At 57.6% G+C, this 18,745-nt stretch carries 21 protein-coding genes and 1 tRNA gene; 11 read left to right on the forward strand and 11 right to left on the reverse strand.

Features of this window, described 5'->3' with window-relative positions; all coding sequences use genetic code 11:
• Positions 1–70: 70 nt before the first annotated feature.
• Both HY282_13130 and HY282_13135 read right to left on the reverse strand, forming a co-directional pair.
• The gene (locus tag HY282_13130; GenBank protein MBI3804694.1) at positions 71–760 is read right to left on the reverse strand and encodes a YfiR family protein; all 690 of its coding nucleotides are present in this window, start codon (positions 758–760) and stop codon (positions 71–73) included.
• A complete protein-coding gene (locus tag HY282_13135) occupies positions 751–2,790 on the reverse strand; it encodes a TonB-dependent receptor (GenBank protein MBI3804695.1) in 2,040 nt (679 codons plus the stop codon). Before HY282_13135 ends, HY282_13130 begins: the two co-directional genes overlap by 10 nt.
• Positions 2,791–3,184: 394 nt before the next feature.
• Here HY282_13135 and HY282_13140 point away from each other — a divergent pair, with 394 nt between their 5' ends.
• Both HY282_13140 and HY282_13145 read left to right on the forward strand, forming a co-directional pair.
• Positions 3,185–3,601, forward strand: a complete 417-nt coding sequence (locus HY282_13140; GenBank protein ID MBI3804696.1) for a hypothetical protein — start codon at positions 3,185–3,187, stop codon at positions 3,599–3,601.
• Positions 3,511–4,107: a hypothetical protein gene (locus HY282_13145; GenBank protein ID MBI3804697.1), complete on the forward strand. Its 597-nt coding sequence runs from the start codon at positions 3,511–3,513 to the stop codon at positions 4,105–4,107. The genes HY282_13140 and HY282_13145 overlap by 91 nt, the downstream gene beginning before the upstream one ends.
• Before the next feature lie 26 nt (positions 4,108–4,133).
• Here HY282_13145 and HY282_13150 read toward each other — a convergent pair.
• Together HY282_13150 and HY282_13155 are read right to left on the reverse strand one after the other, a co-directional pair.
• A tRNA-Gly gene (locus HY282_13150) sits at positions 4,134–4,207 on the reverse strand.
• A gap of 19 nt (positions 4,208–4,226) precedes the next feature.
• A complete protein-coding gene (locus HY282_13155) occupies positions 4,227–6,551 on the reverse strand; it encodes an RNA-binding transcriptional accessory protein (GenBank protein MBI3804698.1) in 2,325 nt (774 codons plus the stop codon).
• Positions 6,552–6,948: 397 nt separating this feature from the next.
• Between HY282_13155 and HY282_13160 the strand changes: the two genes are divergently transcribed.
• The 4 genes from HY282_13160 to HY282_13175 all read left to right on the forward strand — a co-directional run bounded on the left by HY282_13160 (position 6,949) and on the right by HY282_13175 (position 8,191).
• Positions 6,949–7,176, forward strand: coding sequence for a hypothetical protein (locus tag HY282_13160; GenBank protein ID MBI3804699.1), 228 nt, complete (start codon positions 6,949–6,951; stop codon positions 7,174–7,176).
• A gap of 100 nt (positions 7,177–7,276) precedes the next feature.
• Complete coding sequence (locus HY282_13165; protein MBI3804700.1) at positions 7,277–7,498, forward strand: DUF3185 domain-containing protein; 222 nt, start codon at positions 7,277–7,279, stop codon at positions 7,496–7,498.
• A gap of 34 nt (positions 7,499–7,532) precedes the next feature.
• Positions 7,533–7,754, forward strand: coding sequence for a hypothetical protein (locus HY282_13170; GenBank protein ID MBI3804701.1), 222 nt, complete (start codon positions 7,533–7,535; stop codon positions 7,752–7,754).
• 56 nt (positions 7,755–7,810) lie between these two features.
• A complete protein-coding gene (locus tag HY282_13175) occupies positions 7,811–8,191 on the forward strand; it encodes a hypothetical protein (protein MBI3804702.1) in 381 nt (126 codons plus the stop codon).
• Positions 8,192–8,273: 82 nt separating this feature from the next.
• Here the strand turns inward: HY282_13175 and HY282_13180 are convergent, their stop codons facing one another.
• Positions 8,274–8,810, reverse strand: a complete 537-nt coding sequence (locus HY282_13180; GenBank protein MBI3804703.1) for a hypothetical protein — start codon at positions 8,808–8,810, stop codon at positions 8,274–8,276.
• 439 nt (positions 8,811–9,249) lie between these two features.
• On the opposite strand from HY282_13180, the gene HY282_13185 reads away from it, so the two are divergent.
• Both HY282_13185 and HY282_13190 read left to right on the forward strand, forming a co-directional pair.
• Positions 9,250–11,211 (forward strand): phage tail sheath subtilisin-like domain-containing protein, encoded by a 1,962-nt coding sequence (locus HY282_13185; protein MBI3804704.1) that lies wholly within the window; start codon positions 9,250–9,252, stop codon positions 11,209–11,211.
• A 104-nt stretch (positions 11,212–11,315) separates the two neighbouring features.
• Entirely contained in the window at positions 11,316–11,864 is a 549-nt protein-coding gene (locus tag HY282_13190; GenBank protein MBI3804705.1) for a peroxiredoxin, read from the forward strand.
• A gap of 288 nt (positions 11,865–12,152) precedes the next feature.
• On the opposite strand, the gene HY282_13195 is transcribed toward HY282_13190, so the two are convergent.
• The 6 genes from HY282_13195 to HY282_13220 form a co-directional block, all read right to left on the reverse strand.
• Complete coding sequence (locus HY282_13195; GenBank protein MBI3804706.1) at positions 12,153–12,524, reverse strand: four-helix bundle copper-binding protein; 372 nt, start codon at positions 12,522–12,524, stop codon at positions 12,153–12,155.
• Positions 12,525–12,902: 378 nt separating this feature from the next.
• Positions 12,903–13,415, reverse strand: a complete 513-nt coding sequence (locus tag HY282_13200) for an SET domain-containing protein-lysine N-methyltransferase (GenBank protein ID MBI3804707.1) — start codon at positions 13,413–13,415, stop codon at positions 12,903–12,905.
• Positions 13,416–13,750: 335 nt separating this feature from the next.
• Complete coding sequence (locus HY282_13205; protein ID MBI3804708.1) at positions 13,751–14,335, reverse strand: hypothetical protein; 585 nt, start codon at positions 14,333–14,335, stop codon at positions 13,751–13,753.
• A gap of 285 nt (positions 14,336–14,620) precedes the next feature.
• Positions 14,621–15,076, reverse strand: a complete 456-nt coding sequence (trxC, locus tag HY282_13210) for a thioredoxin TrxC (GenBank protein ID MBI3804709.1) — start codon at positions 15,074–15,076, stop codon at positions 14,621–14,623.
• 228 nt (positions 15,077–15,304) lie between these two features.
• Positions 15,305–15,976 (reverse strand): endonuclease III, encoded by a 672-nt coding sequence (gene nth, locus HY282_13215; GenBank protein MBI3804710.1) that lies wholly within the window; start codon positions 15,974–15,976, stop codon positions 15,305–15,307.
• Positions 15,977–15,983: 7 nt separating this feature from the next.
• Positions 15,984–17,024 carry an aldo/keto reductase gene (locus HY282_13220; protein ID MBI3804711.1) on the reverse strand — a complete coding sequence of 347 codons (1,041 nt, stop codon included), beginning with the start codon at positions 17,022–17,024 and terminating at the stop codon, positions 15,984–15,986.
• Positions 17,025–17,311: 287 nt separating this feature from the next.
• On the opposite strand from HY282_13220, the gene HY282_13225 reads away from it, so the two are divergent.
• From HY282_13225 to HY282_13235, 3 genes are all read left to right on the forward strand, one after another.
• Positions 17,312–17,992 carry a dienelactone hydrolase family protein gene (locus HY282_13225; GenBank protein MBI3804712.1) on the forward strand — a complete coding sequence of 227 codons (681 nt, stop codon included), beginning with the start codon at positions 17,312–17,314 and terminating at the stop codon, positions 17,990–17,992.
• Between the two features lie 228 nt (positions 17,993–18,220).
• Complete coding sequence (locus tag HY282_13230; GenBank protein ID MBI3804713.1) at positions 18,221–18,427, forward strand: helix-hairpin-helix domain-containing protein; 207 nt, start codon at positions 18,221–18,223, stop codon at positions 18,425–18,427.
• A gap of 26 nt (positions 18,428–18,453) precedes the next feature.
• Positions 18,454–18,714 carry a hypothetical protein gene (locus HY282_13235; protein ID MBI3804714.1) on the forward strand — a complete coding sequence of 87 codons (261 nt, stop codon included), beginning with the start codon at positions 18,454–18,456 and terminating at the stop codon, positions 18,712–18,714.
• The last annotated feature ends 31 nt before the right edge of the window (positions 18,715–18,745 follow it).

Below are 18,745 nucleotides of genomic sequence, written 5' to 3' on the forward strand. Positions count from 1 at the left end.
GGGGAGCGGCTTTAGCACGGATCATTAGAATGGATAGATAAGAAAGCTTGACCTTGAGAGTCTATCTTCCCTATCGGTTCGCGCCGGAGAAGACCTTCCTTTTTAAATGCGACGGCGCCTCTCGGCGCTCACTCTCATACGGCATTTTCCACCGATGATCGTCGGAGAGACCGGCATAGACCGCTTCAGAAGGAATGCGTTTGTTTGAGCCGCCCTCTGGAACAATCCGAGCCAATCTTAATAATTGCGAGCTCGGTTTCAAGCCGGTCCGCTCGACGGCGGTGAGATTCACCGCAAATCGAACGCGATTCTCATCCATGACCAGTTGGATCATCCCTCCCTGTTCGGCAAACCGTTTGAGATCACTGACGGTGAGAATCGGAGTCCGGTCCAGATGCTTCAACAGGCGGCCGACCTTTTCCCCCTCCGAGCCGCTGATAAAGAGAATCTGTGCGCCGGCGGCCTCTTCAATTTTAGAGAACCTCTTTACGACAATGGGACGATCCCGAACGCTCTTTCCTGAGATCGCCTCATCGATAAAGCCGTTGAATGGATCTCGGCCGAGAATTCCGATGACGAACGGCTCGCCCCCATTAAGCGTCTCCGTAGGCCACTCAACAAATTTGGCGAAGTTATATAAAAAAGCGGCTTTGACTTGGTACTCCGACGGCGGTATCGACTGCGCTTCGACGGAAACGAGGGTCTGAACCCAAATCAAGAAGATCAAAAGGGGGAGGAACGATCTGTTTCTCAATCCCATCGAAAGGTCACCTTTCCATAGACACTTCGTTCCACCTCGGTGCTTTCGATGATCCCATTGTTGCCGGCGCCGAACTCCGGATGGTGCGAGTCGAGCAGATTCTGGCCGACGAGGGCCAACTCGACTTTTTTCGTCGGATGCCACCCAAGGCGGAGATCGAGATTATAGTAGGATTTGACCCGCTGGCTCGGCAGTTTATCGACATACCGCAAAAACCAGTCCAGCTCCAGATTTTCCGGCAATTCCATCAGCGATCGCACCCCGACCTGATGGTGGGGGCTCGTCCCCTCCGTTCCTTTCTCGGTCGTCCGATCCAGGCTGCCCGATTCCGGGGTGAGATCGATCCGGAGAAGGGAATAGAAGAGGTTGACCCGCCACCACTCCTGCACCTGCCAGTCGGTCATAAACTCGACGCCGTAGGTCCGGCCCTCGATCCGGTTCCCGATCAGAAGGGGAACGATCACCCGGGTCGGATCGGGAGGGGTTGATTCGATAAAAGGGGGATGCGGCTCTAAGCTGGAGAGGTTGGAGTACTGATTATAAAATGGCGTGATGTCGAATGAGAAGCGGGGAAGCGGCTGGATGCGGTACCCCACCTCATAAGCAAGGACCTCCTCCGGTTCAAAGGACTTTGTACCGACCAGACGTAAAAAGGTGGGGGTCGTCGGATCGAGCAGAACGGCCGCCTGTAGATCTTGGTCCAAGCGAGACGGAGTGCGCACCGCCCGGGTGACGGCGGTCCAGACGGCCTGTTTGGGGGTCGGCTTCCAGAGGAGCCGGCCGCTCGGTTGCACCTCAAAACCGCTATAGTCATTGTGCTCGAATTTCGATCCCAGTGTCAGATCGAGCCGGTCCGGGATCAGCGTCACCCGGTATTGGAGGAAAGCGGTGTAGAGGACGTCGGTGCGGCGGGGAGGGTCAAAGACAACCGTCGGCACCCCATGGACATCGCCCGAGGTGACGCGGTAGCCGACTCCCCACATGAGCTCTTGGGCGGTAAAAAAACGAATTCGGTGTTGGAAATCAAAATCGACCGTATCGCGGTCTTCTCGAAAAATCGGCTCCTTGCGGTTCGTCCGGTCGTAATAGACCTTCAACGTCCAGTCGGACTGCTCGCTTTGCGCCTGACTCCATCGGAAGAGGAGATTCCCCCCCGATAGATCGGCCTCTTTTTCCACCGTCCGAGAGAAAGGGGGTTGATAAAGGGCAAAGGCCTCTTTCTTCCCCGCCCTTCCATTGTAGAGATCCCCCTGGAGGGTGACGAGGCTGTGATTCGGAAGATCTAAGTCGGCCCGAAACCCTCCCTGTCCCATCGACCCATCATCCCACTCATCTCCGTTGGGATGAAACGCGCCATCGCGGTTGAAGTATTTTCCATACACGCGGTAATGAAGATGGTCGCCGACGGCACCGCCATAGCGAGCAGCGCCGAAACCCCGCTCTTGCGTTCCCCCGCCGAGCGTGGCGAGGCCTCCTGGGGTCTCCCTGGAATTCTTCGTGATAATATTAATGACCCCATTGACCGCATTGGCGCCCCAAACGGTGCCCCCCGGCCCCCGGATGACCTCGATTCGGTCGATATCCTCCAGCAGAAGATCTTGGACCTCCCAGAAAACACCGGCATAGAGCGGCGAGTAGACACTCCTCCCATCAATGAGGACCAGGAGATCTCGGGAGAGCTGACTGGTAAATCCTCGAATCCCCACCGCCCAGCGGTTTGAATCGATCCGTGCCACCTCGACACCCGGCGCGAGCCGGAGGGCGTCTGGGATATTGGTCACCCCGGAGCGACGGAGGTCTTCTTGCGTGATCACATAGATGGCGGCGGGGGTATCAAACCATTTCTCGGGCCGTTTCGAATAGGTCACGACCTCGACATTCATCAACTCTTCCAAGCTTAATTCGGTGAGCGGGCGCTGCGGTTCGACGAAGTGTCCTGCTTCTTGAGCCGAGGCAAAGGAGAGAGAAAAAATTGTCAGAAAGGCAGAGAGAATCCCCCCGCGAAGGACAACCCGAAGTAAGGGATCCATCCTTCCTTTCGTATCGCTCCGGGCCGTATCGCTCCGGGAGGACGCTTTTCGTTCATGTCTATTCTTCAATTTCACTCCCATCCGCTGGAACAACGCCTATCCCCTCCCTCCCCGCTTTTCAAAATAGGTCATTACTGATATAGCGTTGCAGGATTATAAAATATCGACCATTAAATTGTCATCTGTTTTTTCCGACAGTCGACTGCGATGACGAAGCGGTCGCGTTCCATACGCTCTATCGGAATACTTCTTTAACATTTTTCTTGACTCGGTGAAAGCCAATTTGTTATTGCTCTAAGTAATACTACCTTGAAGCCGATACAGCAAAAAGTTTTAGACAGGCGTGAGGGAAAGGCGCTCTCACAGAAGCAGAAGAACCAGAAAGGATCGGCAGATGCAGCTGTTGCGACGGTCTGGATGGAACGGCTGGATCGTGCTCATTGGTTTAATCGTTTTAGCCCCTTCGGCCCAGGGCCAGCACTCGCCTCCCATGGAAGACAAGGGGTCCATTGGGAAAAGCGCCGCTCCCTGGAGCGGTTCGATCCCGATTGAGATCCCTCCCGGCCGAAATGGCCTCACCCCGCAGCTCTCCCTGATCTATAATCCTTCTGCAGGGAACGGTTTTCTCGGCGCCGGCTGGGATCTCCCGATCGGGAATATCATGCGGCGCACCCAAGACGGGGTGGACTACACCTGTGATCCCCTCACCAGTCCGACCCCTTGCTTCGTCTTAAATATGGGAGGCGTTTCCTCGGAGATCATTCATCGAGAGGATCTCTGCCGGGGCTGCTATGGGGTGAAGGAGCGCTGATTCACCTCCGTTACCTGAATGGCGGGTGGGAGGCCACCGACCGGAGCGGCACCCTGTCCTTCTTCGGCCGGACCGCCGCTTCCCGGCAGGAAGGACCGCTGGGAACGTTTCGGTGGATGCTCGACGCGGTCACCGACACCCATCACGACACGATCACCTATTCCTATTATAAGAATCAGAGCGAATCGCTCGGTGAGATTTATATCAACCGGATCGATTACCAGTCGAATGCCATTCTTTTCTTTCGAAACGGCCGGCCCGATGTGCAGACAAGGTACACCGCTGATTTTGCGGTCGCCACCGCTTATCGGCTCGGGGCGATCGATATTCTGTCAAACGGGACGAGGGTCCGAAAATATGAGTTGGGTTACTGTGAGGTGATTCCAAGCTGCCCGATCAGGAAAACCGAGGGATCCTTGCTGGGAAGTATGACGCAATATGAGAGCAACGGGGTGAGCCGGCGACAGCCCCTGATCTCTCGATTGGAGGAGCGCTCCTTCAACTGATCGATTCAGGAAAACCGTAAAAAGAGTGGAGCGGGAAGGATGACTTGAACATCCGTCTTCGCCTTGGAAAGGCGACACTCTACCACTGAGCTATTCCCGCATCAATCCGACAAGGAAGTTTAAGACTTCCGCTCTTTAAGCCGTGCAAAGGCCTCCGCCATCGTCGTCATCGGCGCCGGGCTCTGGTTCTTGGCGGGGGGCCGGCGCTTCGCCTCCGTTTTCTCTCCGGCGCGCTTGGCGCTCTTTTCTTCGGCCCGCACGGGAGCGGCCCCGTCGTTTAGGCGAAGCGTGAGGGAGATCCGCTTTCGCTCCAGATCGACCTGCAACACCTTCACCTTTACCACATCGCCCGCCTTGACCACTTCGCGCGGATCCTTCACAAAGCGCTCCGAGAGCGCCGAGACATGCACCAGTCCATCCTGATGGACGCCGATATCGACGAAGGCGCCGAAGTTGGTGACGTTGGTCACCACCCCTTCCAAAACGCTCCCGGGAACCAGATCGGCCGGCGTCTCGACCCCTTCTCGGAAGGCAGCGGTCTTGAATTCGGGGCGGGGGTCGCGGCCCGGCTTTTCAAGCTCGCGGAGAATATCCCGCACCGTCATTTCACCGAACTTCTCATCGATAAATTCCTGCACCGCCAGCGACGATAAGAACGGCTTGTCGCCGATCAGCTCGCGCAGCGCGCGGCCGGTGGCGCCGAGGATTCGCTCTACCACCGGGTAAGCTTCCGGGTGAACGGCGGAGGCATCGAGCGGGTTCTCTCCGTTCATGATCCGGAGAAACCCGGCGCTCTGCTCGAAGGCCTTCGGCCCCAGCCGGGGAACCTCCAGCAGCTGCCGCCGGTGGCGGAAAGCCCCCTGCGCCTCGCGAAAGGTGACGATGTTGGCCGCGGTCGAATCGCTCAGTCCGGCCACCCGCGACAGCAGCGGCGCGGAGGCGGTGTTGACATCGACGCCGACCGTATTGACGCAATCTTCCACGACCGCCCCCAGCTTGCGGGTCAGGCGGAGCTGATTGACGTCGTGCTGGTATTGGCCGACGCCGATCGCCTTCGGCTCGATCTTCACCAGCTCGGCGAGGGGGTCTTGCAGGCGGCGCGCGATCGACACCGCCCCGCGGAAGGTGACGTCGAGGTCGGGAAATTCCTTGGCTGCCACCGCCGAGGCGGAATAGACAGACGCCCCCGCCTCGCTCACCACCAGGCTCGTCAACGTCAGCTCCGGGTGGCGCTTGATCAGCTCTTTCGCCAGCTTGTCGGTCTCGCGCGAGGCGGTCCCATTTCCGATGCTGATCAATTCGACCTGATGCTTGCGGGCCAGACCGGCCAAGACGGAAAGCGATTCTTCCCATTGGTTTTTTGGAGCGTGAGGGAAGATGGTGGTGTGGTCGACCACCTTTCCGGTGGCGCTGACCACGGCGACCTTGACCCCGGTCCGGAGCCCCGGATCGAGCCCCATCGTTGGGCGGGAACCGGCGGGCGCCGCGAGAAGGAGATCGCGCAAATTTTCGCCGAAGACTCGAATCGCCTCTTCCTCCGCTCCCTCCCGCAGACGGAGGAAGAGTTCGGTATCGAGCTGTAGTTTGATCTTAATGCGCCAGGCCCAGCGGACGGAGTCGATCAACCACCGGTCGGCCGGACGCGATTGATCATGAACGGCGAATCGCTTGGCGATCATCGCATCACAGACGCCGAAGGCGGTCGAGCCCTGCAGGTCATCCTGGCCTGGGAGCTGAAGGACGAGGCGCAAGATCCCCTCGGCGCGGCCGCGGAAAAGCGCCAGCGCTCGGTGAGAAGGAAGCTGTTTGATCGGCTCCGAAAACTGGAAGTAATCGGAGAACTTCGCCCCTTCCTTCTCTTTCTCCGGAGCCACGGTCGAGACCAAGATTCCCTTTTCCCACATCAGGTCGCGGAGCGCCCCGACAAGATCGGCCTCTTCCGAGGCACGTTCCATAAAAATAGAGCGCGCCCCTTCTAAGACCGCCGCCGCATCGTCAAACCCTTTTTCCGCGTTGACATGGCCGGCCGCCGCAGCCTCCGGGTCGACCGTCGGATCTTTCAGCAATATATCGACCAGCGGCTCCAGCCCCGCCTCCCGCGCGATCTGCGCCTTGGTACGGCGCTTCGGCATATAGGGAGCGTAGAGATCTTCGAGCCGGGTCTTGGTCTCTGCGCCGAGAATCGCCCCGTTTAGCTCGGGGGTCAGCTTCCCCTGCTCCTCAATGCTCTTTAAGATCGTTGCACGCCGCTCTTCGAGCTCGCGCATGTAGATCAGGCGCTCTTCGAGGGTGCGCAGCTGGGTGTCGTCCAACCCCCCCGTCACCTCTTTTCGATAACGGGCGATGAACGGCACGGTCGACCCTTCGTCCAGCAAACGGACGGCCGCCTCGACCTGCGGGGTGCGGACACTCAATTCTTCGGCGATACGTTCCAGGAGATTCATCTTATTTGATCATCCTAATTATGAATGCGAAATCGACTCGGCGAATTATTCAGTCTGTGCATTCTAAATTATAAACTCGAACGAAACAACTGGAATTTTTTTCCCACCGCAACCCTAAAGACATTTCCTATTGAATTCTGTATAACAACATCGCTGGCTGGGGCTGAACGGTCCTGAAAGGTGGGCGGGACGCAAAAACCATTATTTTCAAAAACTGAGCAATTTTGACCGGAACGGAATCGGTTTCATCGTCATAATGTAGCAAGGGGAATCGGCCGGCGTGAAAAGCCAGATCAGAAGGCTGCCTTTTCAAATTCAGACTGATCGACCCCGGCAGATCGTCCTCAGTATAATTCCCTCCTTCTTCATCTTCCGGCACACAAACAGGAGGTCCGTGATGATCATGCCGACAAAAGAGCTCTTTCAATATTTTTTAATCTTGCTTTTCCTCCTCTGGCCGGTCTGGATTCTCCTCTTCCTCTCTGTCCGATATCTCTACCAGAAGATTGGAACGATGCTGGGAGGCGCCAAACCAAAAACGCCTGCAGTGATTAAAATAGAAGAACCGTCCGATCGGGTCGAGAAGGTCGTCGCGGCGATCGATCCACAATACCCGAAGGCTTAAATCGCCCCTCGAAGAGGGAAGATCTCCCCGGAAGCCACGCCGAGGGGCCGTCACCGGCGGAACGCCTTCACCCCATCGAATGAGATAAGGATCTAGAAACATGGGAACACGGAAAGGGCTCGCAATCATTCTTATCACGGTTGGGGTAGCCGCCTTTGCATATCAAGGCCTCACCTTTACGACCCGAGAGAAGGTGGCCGATATCGGCCCCATCCAAGTGACAACCGAGAAGAAAAAAACGTTTCCCCTGCCGCCGCTGGTGGGCGTTCTTGCATTGGCCGGCGGCATCGTGTTGCTGGTCGGGGGAGACAACCGCGATTAGGCGGAGCCGACCCGTTTTAAAAGGAGTCTCCGAAATGGAGAAACGAAAAGAGAGCGAAGAAAAACGCCAAGCCGGTTGGGGCGCATCCAACCCTCAAACTCCACTCGCCCGAGCAGGAACATTCCATGCGATGAAGATCGTCGGCGCAGACGTGTGGGAGATCTTTAAATGGGGCGCAGAAGAGGCTTGGTCTGAGGTCCAGAGCGCGTTCCACCGCTTCAAGTTTCAAATCAATAAAGGCCGAACCGAACGATGATCGATTTTCCGACGGATGAGATCTTTCCGAAAAGGGCTTCACGAAGGAGAGCGCAGATGAAGATGACAGGATTTTTGTTGATGACGATGATCGTGGTGTTGACAGCCTGCTCCAGTGGACAAGGAGGGAGCGCCGTTGCCCAAATACCGGCCCTGAACTCCCCCTATGACATGAGCAACAAGGAGGCGTTGGCCAAAAACGATGAAGGGGTCGACCATCTCTTCCAGGGGCATTATGATGTCGCTTCCAAGCATTTTAATGATGCCATCACGGCCAAGGGCGATTTCGCGGAGGCCCATTTTAACCTGGGACTCGCCTATGATGGGATGGGAAAACATCCGGAAGCGACCGGGGAATTTAAGAAAGCAAAGCAGTATGGGGGAACGAACCCCAAAATTGCCGAAAATGAAATTCTGAAAAAACATCTCGGCTCCTAAGAACGGGCCTCGGCGAAATATAGGCGGGTCGCGTCGCATCGGGCGGTCGATTGCGCCCATCCTTTCCAGCGATCAGAGACCTTCAGTGCAACCAGGCCCGCCACGCCGAGAGCCCCCACCATCCAAGCCCGCCGATCACGCCGTAGAAAACGAGCGAGCGGCTGCCGAGCCTGATGTCCTGACAAGAAGGCAAGGCGGCGAATAACATCGTGGCGGTCCCATAGCCGGCGACCAACCACCACCCCCATCGGTGTTGGACCCAAAAGGGAACGGCGAAGCGGATCAAGCAGAGCCAGGCGAGCGGGAAGAGAAGAAGCGGGGCAAGCGCAACAAACGCGCCGTTAAGCAGACCGATCCTTTGAAACGAGACAGACCCGAGCGTCCACCCTTTCCCGGAATGTCGCGGCCAGACCGAGAAACCGGCCGGCTTCGCCAATAAGAAAAGTCCGAAGATGAAGTGCATCAATTCATGGACGAAGGTCCCCGGAAGGGCCAGCAGCGCGATTCGCCACATCGACGTGCGGGAGCGATGGAGAAACAAATACCAGAAACCGGCGAGAAGAACGCCCGGCAAAAAACCGGAGAGATGAAAGAGGGCTTGGGGCGCCCCACTCAGCATATTTTACACTCGATCGAAAACGGCATTGGCGCACCCCGATGCAACGGACCTTCACCCTGAAACGCAAGTCCCTCGACGGCCTTTATGGCTGAGAGTCTAATCGATAAAAATACCAAAATCAAATCTGAACCTCTATCCTCACCCCACGACCCTCAGGCCGATCCGTAAAACATCCACCCAACGGCCTTGTTTCTCTTTTATCCCCTGGACGATAAAATGTGACCCCGATTACCCCCAAAACCCAACCCCACAGAAAGGCCTTCCATCATCATCAAAGAAAATGAATAGATCGGGACTGGATTTTGAAAACCGAATCGGGTAATTTAACTTCCATCACTCGATCAAATCAAAGGTTTCTTCGGCGATTCTGCCCCATCGGACCTCTCGCAGCGGGCCGGTCTTCCGAAGATCTGCCCATGCGGATATATGGAGGAGAGCAATGCCGGAATATGCCGCGCCAGGGATTTATGTCGAAGAGACAGGGCTGCGACCGAAGCCGATTGAAGGGGTTGGGACTAATACGACCGGCTTCATCGGCCCGACCGGTGATGGACCGGTCACCGGCCCGCCGACCGTCCTGACCAGCCTGGCCGATTTCGAGCGTCTTTACGGCGGCGGGGCGCCGCTCCACTTCGAGGCCGACGGCGTCATGCCGCATTACCTTTGGCAAGCCGCGCGTGTCTTTTTTGAAGAAGGGGGGAAGCGGCTCTACATCTCGCGGCTGTTTCGGCCGATCAAGGGGAGCTATCCCCCGGCGCGTTTTCACTCCGCGCAGACGGCGCGCCGGACCGACGGCCGATATGACGACGGCCATGCACGTGCCAGTCTCCCGTCCGTCGGGGGAAGAAGCGCCATCCAGATCCGGGCCCGCTTCCCTGGCGCCGCCGGGAACAGCGCGATCCGCCTGACATTGTGCAGCGGAGAAAATCTCTTGAAAGGAACCCCCGCTGACCCGTCCGCCGACGGCTTGGTCGATCAAGACGTCGTCTGGCTGAAACAAGCCGCCGGCGCGACCGGCGACCCGGCGGGTGGGGCCCTCTATCTGGCAGAATCGTATTACGATCGGCATGCGAAAAAAAGGACATGGCGGTTCAAAGACACCACGGCGATCCCGCCGAGGATGATCGCGCTGAACGGCCTCTCGCCCGATCCCGACCCGGCGCTCTCGGACCTGGTCCGCGTCGTGACCCTCAGGGCCTCGGTCACCTCCCCGACCGGCGCCGCGCAGCGTTGGGAAGGGCTTCCCCTCGATCCCGCGCACAAGACAGCCGGCCGCTTTGATTCGTTCTCGAAGCGCTTCGGTCCAAAGCCGTCCGATGCTGCAGAGACGCGTCCTGTTCCAATCGTCGTCCAGATCGGAACCGACGTCAAAAATGGACTCGGCCTCCTTCAGGCGATGTCCCGTGTGAACGGCAATTTGCTCCGCGCGCTGGAGGATCCGAATTCAACCGAAGCGGATCGCTCGGTGGATCTTCTCCTCTCGGGCGGCAATGACGGACGGCGACCCTCGCCACAGGAGTACGAGGGGGTCGACAAGCCGAACCCCCCTTTCAAAACCGGGCTGAAAGCTTTTGAAGAGATCGAAGAAATTTCCCTCGTGGCGGCGCCCGGCGCCACCGATGGATATGAAAAGGGGTATGGGGAGAGCGCCGCCGCGACCATGGCGTCGCTGATCGGGCACGCGGAGCGGATGCGGTACCGATTTGCAATTCTCGACTCCGGCAACGGGCAAACGATTTCCGAAGTCCGTGCCATGCGGGGGCGGATCAACTCCACCCATGCCGCCTTCTACTATCCCTGGATCACCGTTCGCGATCCGATCTCGCAACAAGAGAGCCAACTGCCGCCGAGCGGCTTCGTCGCGGGGATTTATACCCGAAGCGACCTGAGCCGCGGCGTCGCGCACCCCCCCGCCGACGAAGCGGTCCGCCTGGCGGTGGGACTGGAGACGATGGTCGACCCACGTCAACAAGAGATGCTGAATCCGGAAGGGATCAACTGCTTCCGCCTCTTTGAGGGACGGGGGATCCGCCTCTGGGGCGCCCGGACGGCCGGCGCCGATCCGGAGTGGAAGTATGTGAACCTCCGCCGCTATCTCACCTATCTGGAACAGTCGATCGACAAAGGAACGCAATGGACCGTCTTCGAGCCGAATGGAGAGCCGCTCTGGGCCACGGTGCGGCGGACGATCGAAGATTTCTTGCTGAATGAGTGGCGGTCGGGTGCGCTTCTCGGCGACAAACCGGAGACAGCCTACTTCGTCCGGTGCGACCGAACGACGATGACCCAAGACGATCTCGACCACGGCCGCCTCCTCATCTTAATCGGCGTGGCGCCGCTGAAACCGGCGGAGTTCGTGATCTTCCGGATCGGTCAGTGGACGGCAGCCAGGAAAGACTGAAGAAATTGGAATCCCGGCAGGCCGGAGAGACCCTTCATTCACGTTGATTCTCTTCAAACCGTTCGCTATACTGAGTGGATCGACAACGGATGGAGGAACCTTCTATGAAGCAGCTTCTCGGCCTCTTTTTTCTCTTGGTTCTCGGAGCCGGCATCGACCTCACTCAAACCGTTCCGGTCCGGGCAGAAGGGTTCTCCGTCAAAGAAGGAGCGCCGGCGCCCGACTTCACCCTCCCCGATCAGGACGGAAAGCCGGTCACTCTCTCGTCGTTCCGGGGCCAATGGGTCGTCCTTTATTTTTATCCGAAAGACGACACCCCCGGCTGCACCAAAGAGGCCTGCTCTTTCCGGGATAACATCGTCGCCATCCAACACCTCAATGCGACGATCCTCGGGGTCAGCGTCGATTCGGTGGCGTCTCATAAGAAATTTTCCGACAAACACCATCTGAATTTTCAGATCCTCGCCGACGACCAATTTAAGGTGACCCAGCAGTACGGCACCCTCACCCGATTTATGGGGAGCGACATCGCCCGCCGAAGCAGCGTAATCATCGATCCGAAAGGAATCATCCGAAAACTCTTCCCCGCCGTTGAGCCGACCGATCATGCCCGGGAGATCCATCAAACGCTCAAGACACTCCAAGGGAGTTAAACGGTCGCGCTCCCGCCTTATATCAGCGCGGGAGGCGTCACGGCCCACCGCGAGAACGGCGTCTTCTTAATCACCTTGCCGAAGGAGGCTGAGGCGAAGCCACGTCAAATCAGAATCGAGGGCTGATCGGTCAATGGACCCTCGTGCGGAGGGGTGTCTGCTCCCCTCCGCGGAGGGGGCTTCCATTTCATCAGGAAGGTCTCTTATGAATAAGGAGGTTCTGAAAAGCGGCGACAGGGCGCACGCAGAGCAGCATTCCTTACTTACCCACGAGGTCATCTTACCGGCCTAGGCCGCCGCCCGCTTGTGGCCCTCCGCCATCTTACGGCACGATGCGGCACAGCGCCGGCAGATATCGGCACAGGCAGCCATTTGATCATCATCGCTGAACTGCGCACATTCCGCCGCACACGCCTCACACACCTCGGCGCATGCTCCGCAGATTCTCGGATGGAGATCGGAATGCCGGATCAGAAAACCGGCCGAGGTCTGGCAGATCTCCGCGCAGTCGAGCAGCCGCCGGATCGGCCCCGGCGCCGCAAACAGGCCTCCCTGCTCCAGGCAATAATTGATCATCTCCAGACAAATGCGATAACAATCGAGGCAATTGAGAATGCATTGCTCCATTTCTTCGCTCATCTGCTCCATTTTCTGTGCCATCTGAGATCTCCTTTTTTCGAATGGATTTCGGTCCGCTCGCTTCCTCACCATTATAAATATTTTTCCGGTTGCATGAAGGTAACATTCCCTACTTACTCGGATGAGTTATTGCCCGCTCCTCTTTTGATAAGGTTGAGTGAATAGGAACGGTCCTCTATCCGACCGTTAGAAATGTCACAGAAGATAGAACCGTTTTAACGGATGAGAACGATCTGGAAAACAGACGGCAAGAAGCGCCTCACCTTCTGGAGATCAAAACCAGGCGAAGGGATGCGTTCCGGAAAGAGAAGGAGGAAGGCGAGAAAGTGCGCCGACGGCGGGTCGCTTCCGTCGGGTGAGCGCTTTCATCAGAAAAAGGGATTTGGATTTTAGGGTCGCTTAAGACTCGGTCTCTTCGGTGAGGGGGGCCAAGATGGTTTTACGGCAGGTGGCCGCGCCGCAATGGCAGGCATAACGCCGCTCATCTTCCGCATCTTCTTCTCCGTCGCGCTCATAGGCGTAGTCGAAGAAAAGCTCTTCGCCGGCGGCGATGTCGCGAATCGCGTCGATAAAGATCCGACCGTCCTCATTCACCGACTCGCAGTTTGGGTCGCAGGCGTGATTGAAGTAGCGGGCATCGTTCCCTTCATGGGTGGCGTCGATGACGGTCTGGTCGTCGACGCTGAAGAGAAAGGTGTGGTGGCGCTCCATCTCGTAATCGTTATAGCGGGCGTCGGCCGCTTCATGGGTGATCCGCTCCCCGGTATATTCGATGAGGCGCGTCCCCTTTGGAATCGGCCGGACGGCAAACGCCCCCGATCCATGGATCGGAGAGGTGCGGACCTCGAACCAAGGCCGGGTCCGTTGTCGGGGGCTTCTCTTTGTTAGGATCTCATTCGGTTCGACCAGCATGTAGACAGGCGGCTTTCTATCGGCGGGAGGAGACGTCCCTTAAAAGTTGACGCTGCGTGTGCCCAAGAGGTTCGCATGCGCGATGTCCCATCGGTAACAGCTGCGAAGTCTAACAAAGAGTTTCTTTTTTGTAAAGAGGAATGGATCGAAAGGGAGGCACTTATTACGAATGGGGAGTGATTCGGACGGGGACCCTCGACCCGCACGTGCGTTGACGCTGCGCAGGCACCCATTAAAAACGTAATACCGGAAGGCGGTGACAAAGTTTAGACTGAGAAGAAAAAGGAATGAGAGAGGCCGGCCTGGCGCTTCTCAGCGGCAACGGTCTCGGCCGCTCACGGTTTTTTGGTTGATTTCTCTAACGCGCTCAACCTGACCCCGGCGACTAAAACACCGATCGGCACACCTTCAGAAAAGACCGGCGTGGAGATCTGAATTGAATAAGTTTGGCTCGATTCATCGTATTCCGGTTTTCCTTGCCAAGCCGACCCTTTTCTAAAAGGGACTTCAAACTTCGGCATCCCCTTGTGGAGGTAATAGGTTGTCTTCTCCACAAAGGCCACCTTCTCCCCATTCGATCCGCTCAAAAAGGCCTCGGTGAAGATCGAATCTTTCGCTTCGATTTTGCTCTTCAGAAACCGTGCAGCCGGGTTCTCCTGAAACGTTTTGATGAGCGGATCGGAAGGGGGGGTGTTTTTCCATTTGGCATTATCGAGGCCGGAGATCGGTCCTTTCTTATTCTGCTGTTGGACCTCCTTGATGATGACCGGATTGGACGCCCAGAACGCAATCGTCGTCTTCTCCTTCTCCAACTCCGCTTGAACGGCCGGATTCATCTCGGTGTTCTGCGCACCGGCGAAAGAAGCGATCCACAACAGACCGATCATCACGGTGAGGCTGGTATAGATCCTAAATCTCATGGGTCCTTCTCTCATTAAGGATCATCCGACAAAGACGGGAAACAAATCGGCTTTGAACCGATCTCTTCTCGATTCATGATCCTCAAAAAGGATCTGTCGCGTCCTAGTAAATATAGCAAGGATTGATGATTCGTCAAATGAGAGAAGAAAAAAGCGGGGGACCGGTCCGTTCAGCCCGGCAAGGTCGGTTGCACGCAGCGGAGGAAAGCGGTTGGGCACCCGGCCGGGTGATCCGAATCGGAATCCTCCCGAGGGGTGTCGCGCTTCCCACCGCTCCCGAGAAACTCAGGCCGCGCGACGTTGACCGCCGGTGTGGGTGCCAACCCACTTCACCAGGGTCGCTGCGTTCATCGCGCCCGGTTGGCGCGCGACCTCCCGGCCGCCCTGAAAAAGGGCGACGGTCGGGATGCTGAGAATGTTGAAGCGCGCCGCGAGGCGTTGTTCTTTTTCCGTATTCACCTTGACGAGGCGCGCATTCGGCTCGAGCATCGCCGCCGCCTTTTCGAATTCGGGCGCCATCATGAGGCAAGGCCTGCACCAAGGAGCCCAGAAGTCGACCACCACCGGGAGATCGTTCTGGGCGATCTGCCGATCGAAGCCCGCTTCGTCGAGCTCAACCGGATGGCCACTAAAGAGCGGCTGATGACATTGTCCGCAGCGCGGCCCCTGGCTGAGCCGCTCGGATGGAACCCGGTTGATGGCGGTGCAGTGCGGGCAGACGACACGAACAGAATCACTCATGGAGAACTCCTCACCAATGGATGCCTTTTTAATTCCAAGTTAAATTCAAATCGGACCCCTTGTCAATCAGGTCGTTGAGTCACCCTTATTCTTAGGAATCAAAGCGATCAAAACGGAGCCGCTCCCCGATCAACAGAAGCAAATCGGAAAACGCGCCCCGTGGGTCACGGATAGAACAGGCGATAACAGACGCTGCAGGGACTCGGCCCGGAGGACCTCACGAGCGGCTTAACCAAACCGGCTTAACGGACAGGCCTCGTGGCGGTGGGGCCGTGCGGGGCAATAGTCTCTTCCATAATTGATGACGCGGACGTTGAAATGAGGCCACTCTTCCTTCGGCAGAATCGCCATCAGGTCCCGCTCGATCTTGTCGGGATCGGTCTCGTCGGTCAGTCCCCAGCGCCGCGAGAGTCGCTTCACATGGGTGTCGACCGCGATCCCCTCGCTGATCCCAAAGGCCTGCGATTGAATGACATTGGCGGTCTTCCGCCCGACGAAGGGAATGCTTCGAAGCGCCTCCATCGTCCGAGGGACCTCCCCGCCGAAGACCTCCTTCACCATTTTCGCCGCCTTCAGGATGCTCTTGGCTTTAATCGGGTGGAAGTTGACCGACTTGATCTCCCGGTCGAATTCCTCCGGATCGGCCTTCACATAGTCATCGAGCGTCTTGTATTTCTGAAAGAGCCGATCGGTCACCTCATTCACCTTTTTATCGGTCGTCTGAGCCGAGAGGGCCACGGCGACATAGAGCTCCCAGGGATTGGCGTGGCGAAGGATCGTCTTCGCCTGAGGATAGAGCTTCTTTAGAGCGGCGACGATCTCGGCCGCTTTCTTCTCTCGCGCCCGGCGTTTCTCGATCTCCGCGGCGCTCTCCGTTTTATTTGCCAGTGGACGCTTCATCGTACCTTTAGCCGAGCCACTCTGGATATTGCGCGGTGGCGTCGAAAACCGGGGTGGTCTTGAACTTCTCATATCGTCCTTCAGCGGCGGCCGCGGCGGTCCGCTGCAGCAGCGCTTTCACCGCGGCCGGCGCCATCGGTTGAAACGTCCGGACCGCCTCCAGCGCCTGATCGAGAATCTGCATGCCGTCGATCCCAGTGATGACAACCGAGGTCGGGAGGTTCATCGCATAATGGAGGCACTCCATCGGCGTGGCCACTTTGCTCTCCAGAATGATCTTTCCCCCCATCGACTTCATCCCGAGCACCCCGATCTGATTTTTGATTAAGACCGGAAGCACCCGGTTTTGAAAACTGCGGAAGTGCGCATCCATCACATTCAAAGGCATCTGGACGGTGTCAAACCGGGTGTTGTGTTTCTCCGCGACCTCGAGCATCCTTAAATGGACGAGCGGGTCTTTGTGTCCGGTGAACCCGATGTAGCGGAGCTTCCCCGCTTTGCGCGCCTCGAGCAACGCCTCCTGCGCCCCCCCTTCGGCAAAGATCCGGTCGGGATCTTCCAGCCGGATGATTTCATGGTGCTGCACCAGGTCGATCCGATCGGTCTGGAGCCGCTGGAGCGATTCGTCCAATTGTTTGGCGGCAGCCTCTTTCGTCCGGCCGTCGATCTTCGTCATCAAGAAGACCCGCTCTCGATAGCCGTCGCGCAGCGCTTTTCCCATCCGGACCTCACTCCCACCGTCATGGTAGTCCCACGAGTTGTCCATAAAGGTGACGCCATGGTCGATCGCCTTGCGGATGATCCCGATCCCCTCCTGTTCATCAGGATCGCCGATGTGATATCCGCCGAGCCCGATCACGGAAACCTGCTCGCCGGTCCGGCCAAGGGTCCGATAAAGCATCTCCCCTTTGCGAACCGACTTCGGGGTTTGAAACACCGGCGTCTGCGCAACCAGGGTCGGCTCCCCGCCCCCTTCATTCATGGCCAACCCCGCCGCCGCGCCTGCGACCGAGGCGCTCAGCTTCAAAAAATCCCGTCGCGTTTTCATTCATCGTCTCCGATATCATCTTGGGCCTCAAAACGAGCATCCTCTTCCCGCCCTCCCCAAATCGATATCGAATATTTTATCTCCTTTCCGGCTTCGCCGACTGTAATAAACCTTACATTTACAGGCCGGGGTGGCGCGAAGCAAGGGGGTGTTCAGACCGCCTTGCGAGCGATTCGGGAAACCTTCTAAAATGATTGAAGTGTTGGGGATGCTTTTTCTTTTGACCGGTCCCCTGTCGAGGGTGGTTCGCCGAGCAGAGGACTCGGCGCGGAGGAGATCAGGTCGGCATGGCAGCTCGAATTATTCAACCGGAGATAAAAGAGATCGATGATTTAGGTCGAGAGGATCACTACCGAAAATGGTTGGTGAAGACCCCCCGGGGAGCGGTGCCGATGCGTCTTTATGACGCCGCGCATCCGACGGCCGGGGTGGTCCTCGTCGGCGGCGTCGGGGGAGATTTCGATACGCCGGCCCGAGGCCTTTATCCCCGCTTGGGTGAAGCATTAATAAAAGAGAAGGTGAGTACGCTTCGGGTCGCCTTTCGTTATCCGACCGAGCTGGAAGAGTCGGTCCACGATCTTCTCGCCGGGATTCGGTTATTGGCGCAGCAAGGCCTCTCCCGGATCGGACTCGTCGGCCACTCCTTCGGCGGCGCGGTGGTCCTCACGGCGGGGGCGGTCGCGCCGGAGGTGGCGACCGTCATCGCCCTCTCCACGCAAAGTGATGGGACCGACCGGGTCGGCGACCTCGCCCCCCGTCCGATTCTCTTCATTCATGGCAGCGACGACGAGGTTCTTCCCCCCTTCTGCTCGATCGACACCTGTCGTCGCGCCGGAGAGACGAAGGCGCTCCAGATTATCAAAGGAGCCCGGCATGGTCTCGACGAAGCGGCGGACAGGGTCTACCTTCTTGTTGTTGATTGGCTGCGCCGGCATCTTCCTCTCGGTCCCTCGCAGGGCTTACCGTAAAGGATCCGATAACCTTTCATGCCGCTTGCGTCGGATCTGTGTTGCTCCTCACCGCCTTCTCTTTTGCACGGCAAGCGGAGAGCCTCGATGAAAGAAGAAGTTTATTAAGAGCCGCCGGGCGGTATTCCATTTGAAATTGATCTCGGCAGGTCATCAATTCTATTAATATAAACTAAAGGAGGTGTGTCATGGCGGTACAAGGTCCGGAATCGGAAGAGCGGGGCGGGTATGATCGATGTCAACTCCGCCGATAAAGAGGCGCTGATGCAGGTGCCCGGTATCGATGAACGGCGGGCGCAGATGATCATCGATTACCGCAATCAGCATGGACCGTTTATCAATGTGGAAGAGATCCACAATATCCCCGGCTTTGGACGGGATCTCCTCTCCGCTCAGGCACGGTCGATGCTGACGGCGACGACGAAGGCCGCCTGATCTCAAGTGGGCGGAACGGCATGTGAATGGAATTGTCGGTAGAATCTGAGGTCGATAAGTATGGCGATGAGGTCCCGCGGGCCTTCTTCCTCGGCGCGCAGCGGATCGCGGTGGTGGAGGTGCTCGACCGGTGGTTCGGCCGCGATCACCGCTACTTTAAGGTCCGCGCAGAGGATCGGAACATTTACATTCTTCGGAATGATCTCCCTGCGGACCGATGGGAGCTGACTTTTTTTAAGGCTGAAGGGGGATCTCTTTCTGATGAGGGTTCAAGCGAAGGACATTAACCTGAAGCGCTCAAATCCTTTTTTAAATGCC

The sequence above is a fragment of the Candidatus Manganitrophaceae bacterium genome, from assembly GCA_016200325.1.
Classification (GTDB): domain Bacteria; phylum Nitrospirota; class Nitrospiria; order SBBL01; family Manganitrophaceae; genus Manganitrophus.

Coding starts and splice junctions, on each gene's coding strand:
- HY282_13130 (MBI3804694.1), bottom strand. CDS start 760: ATGGGATTGAGAAACAGATCGTTCCTCCCCCTTTTGATCTTCTTGATT.
- HY282_13135 (MBI3804695.1), bottom strand. CDS start 2,790: ATGGATCCCTTACTTCGGGTTGTCCTTCGCGGGGGGATTCTCTCTGCC.
- HY282_13140 (MBI3804696.1), top strand. CDS start 3,185: ATGCAGCTGTTGCGACGGTCTGGATGGAACGGCTGGATCGTGCTCATT.
- HY282_13155 (MBI3804698.1), bottom strand. CDS start 6,551: ATGAATCTCCTGGAACGTATCGCCGAAGAATTGAGTGTCCGCACCCCG.
- HY282_13160 (MBI3804699.1), top strand. CDS start 6,949: ATGATCATGCCGACAAAAGAGCTCTTTCAATATTTTTTAATCTTGCTT.
- HY282_13165 (MBI3804700.1), top strand. CDS start 7,277: ATGGGAACACGGAAAGGGCTCGCAATCATTCTTATCACGGTTGGGGTA.
- HY282_13170 (MBI3804701.1), top strand. CDS start 7,533: ATGGAGAAACGAAAAGAGAGCGAAGAAAAACGCCAAGCCGGTTGGGGC.
- HY282_13175 (MBI3804702.1), top strand. CDS start 7,811: ATGAAGATGACAGGATTTTTGTTGATGACGATGATCGTGGTGTTGACA.
- HY282_13180 (MBI3804703.1), bottom strand. CDS start 8,810: ATGCTGAGTGGGGCGCCCCAAGCCCTCTTTCATCTCTCCGGTTTTTTG.
- HY282_13185 (MBI3804704.1), top strand. CDS start 9,250: ATGCCGGAATATGCCGCGCCAGGGATTTATGTCGAAGAGACAGGGCTG.
- HY282_13190 (MBI3804705.1), top strand. CDS start 11,316: ATGAAGCAGCTTCTCGGCCTCTTTTTTCTCTTGGTTCTCGGAGCCGGC.
- HY282_13195 (MBI3804706.1), bottom strand. CDS start 12,524: ATGGCACAGAAAATGGAGCAGATGAGCGAAGAAATGGAGCAATGCATT.
- HY282_13200 (MBI3804707.1), bottom strand. CDS start 13,415: ATGCTGGTCGAACCGAATGAGATCCTAACAAAGAGAAGCCCCCGACAA.
- HY282_13205 (MBI3804708.1), bottom strand. CDS start 14,335: ATGAGATTTAGGATCTATACCAGCCTCACCGTGATGATCGGTCTGTTG.
- trxC (MBI3804709.1), bottom strand. CDS start 15,076: ATGAGTGATTCTGTTCGTGTCGTCTGCCCGCACTGCACCGCCATCAAC.
- nth (MBI3804710.1), bottom strand. CDS start 15,976: ATGAAGCGTCCACTGGCAAATAAAACGGAGAGCGCCGCGGAGATCGAG.
- HY282_13220 (MBI3804711.1), bottom strand. CDS start 17,024: ATGAAAACGCGACGGGATTTTTTGAAGCTGAGCGCCTCGGTCGCAGGC.
- HY282_13225 (MBI3804712.1), top strand. CDS start 17,312: ATGGCAGCTCGAATTATTCAACCGGAGATAAAAGAGATCGATGATTTA.
- HY282_13230 (MBI3804713.1), top strand. CDS start 18,221: ATGATCGATGTCAACTCCGCCGATAAAGAGGCGCTGATGCAGGTGCCC.
- HY282_13235 (MBI3804714.1), top strand. CDS start 18,454: ATGGAATTGTCGGTAGAATCTGAGGTCGATAAGTATGGCGATGAGGTC.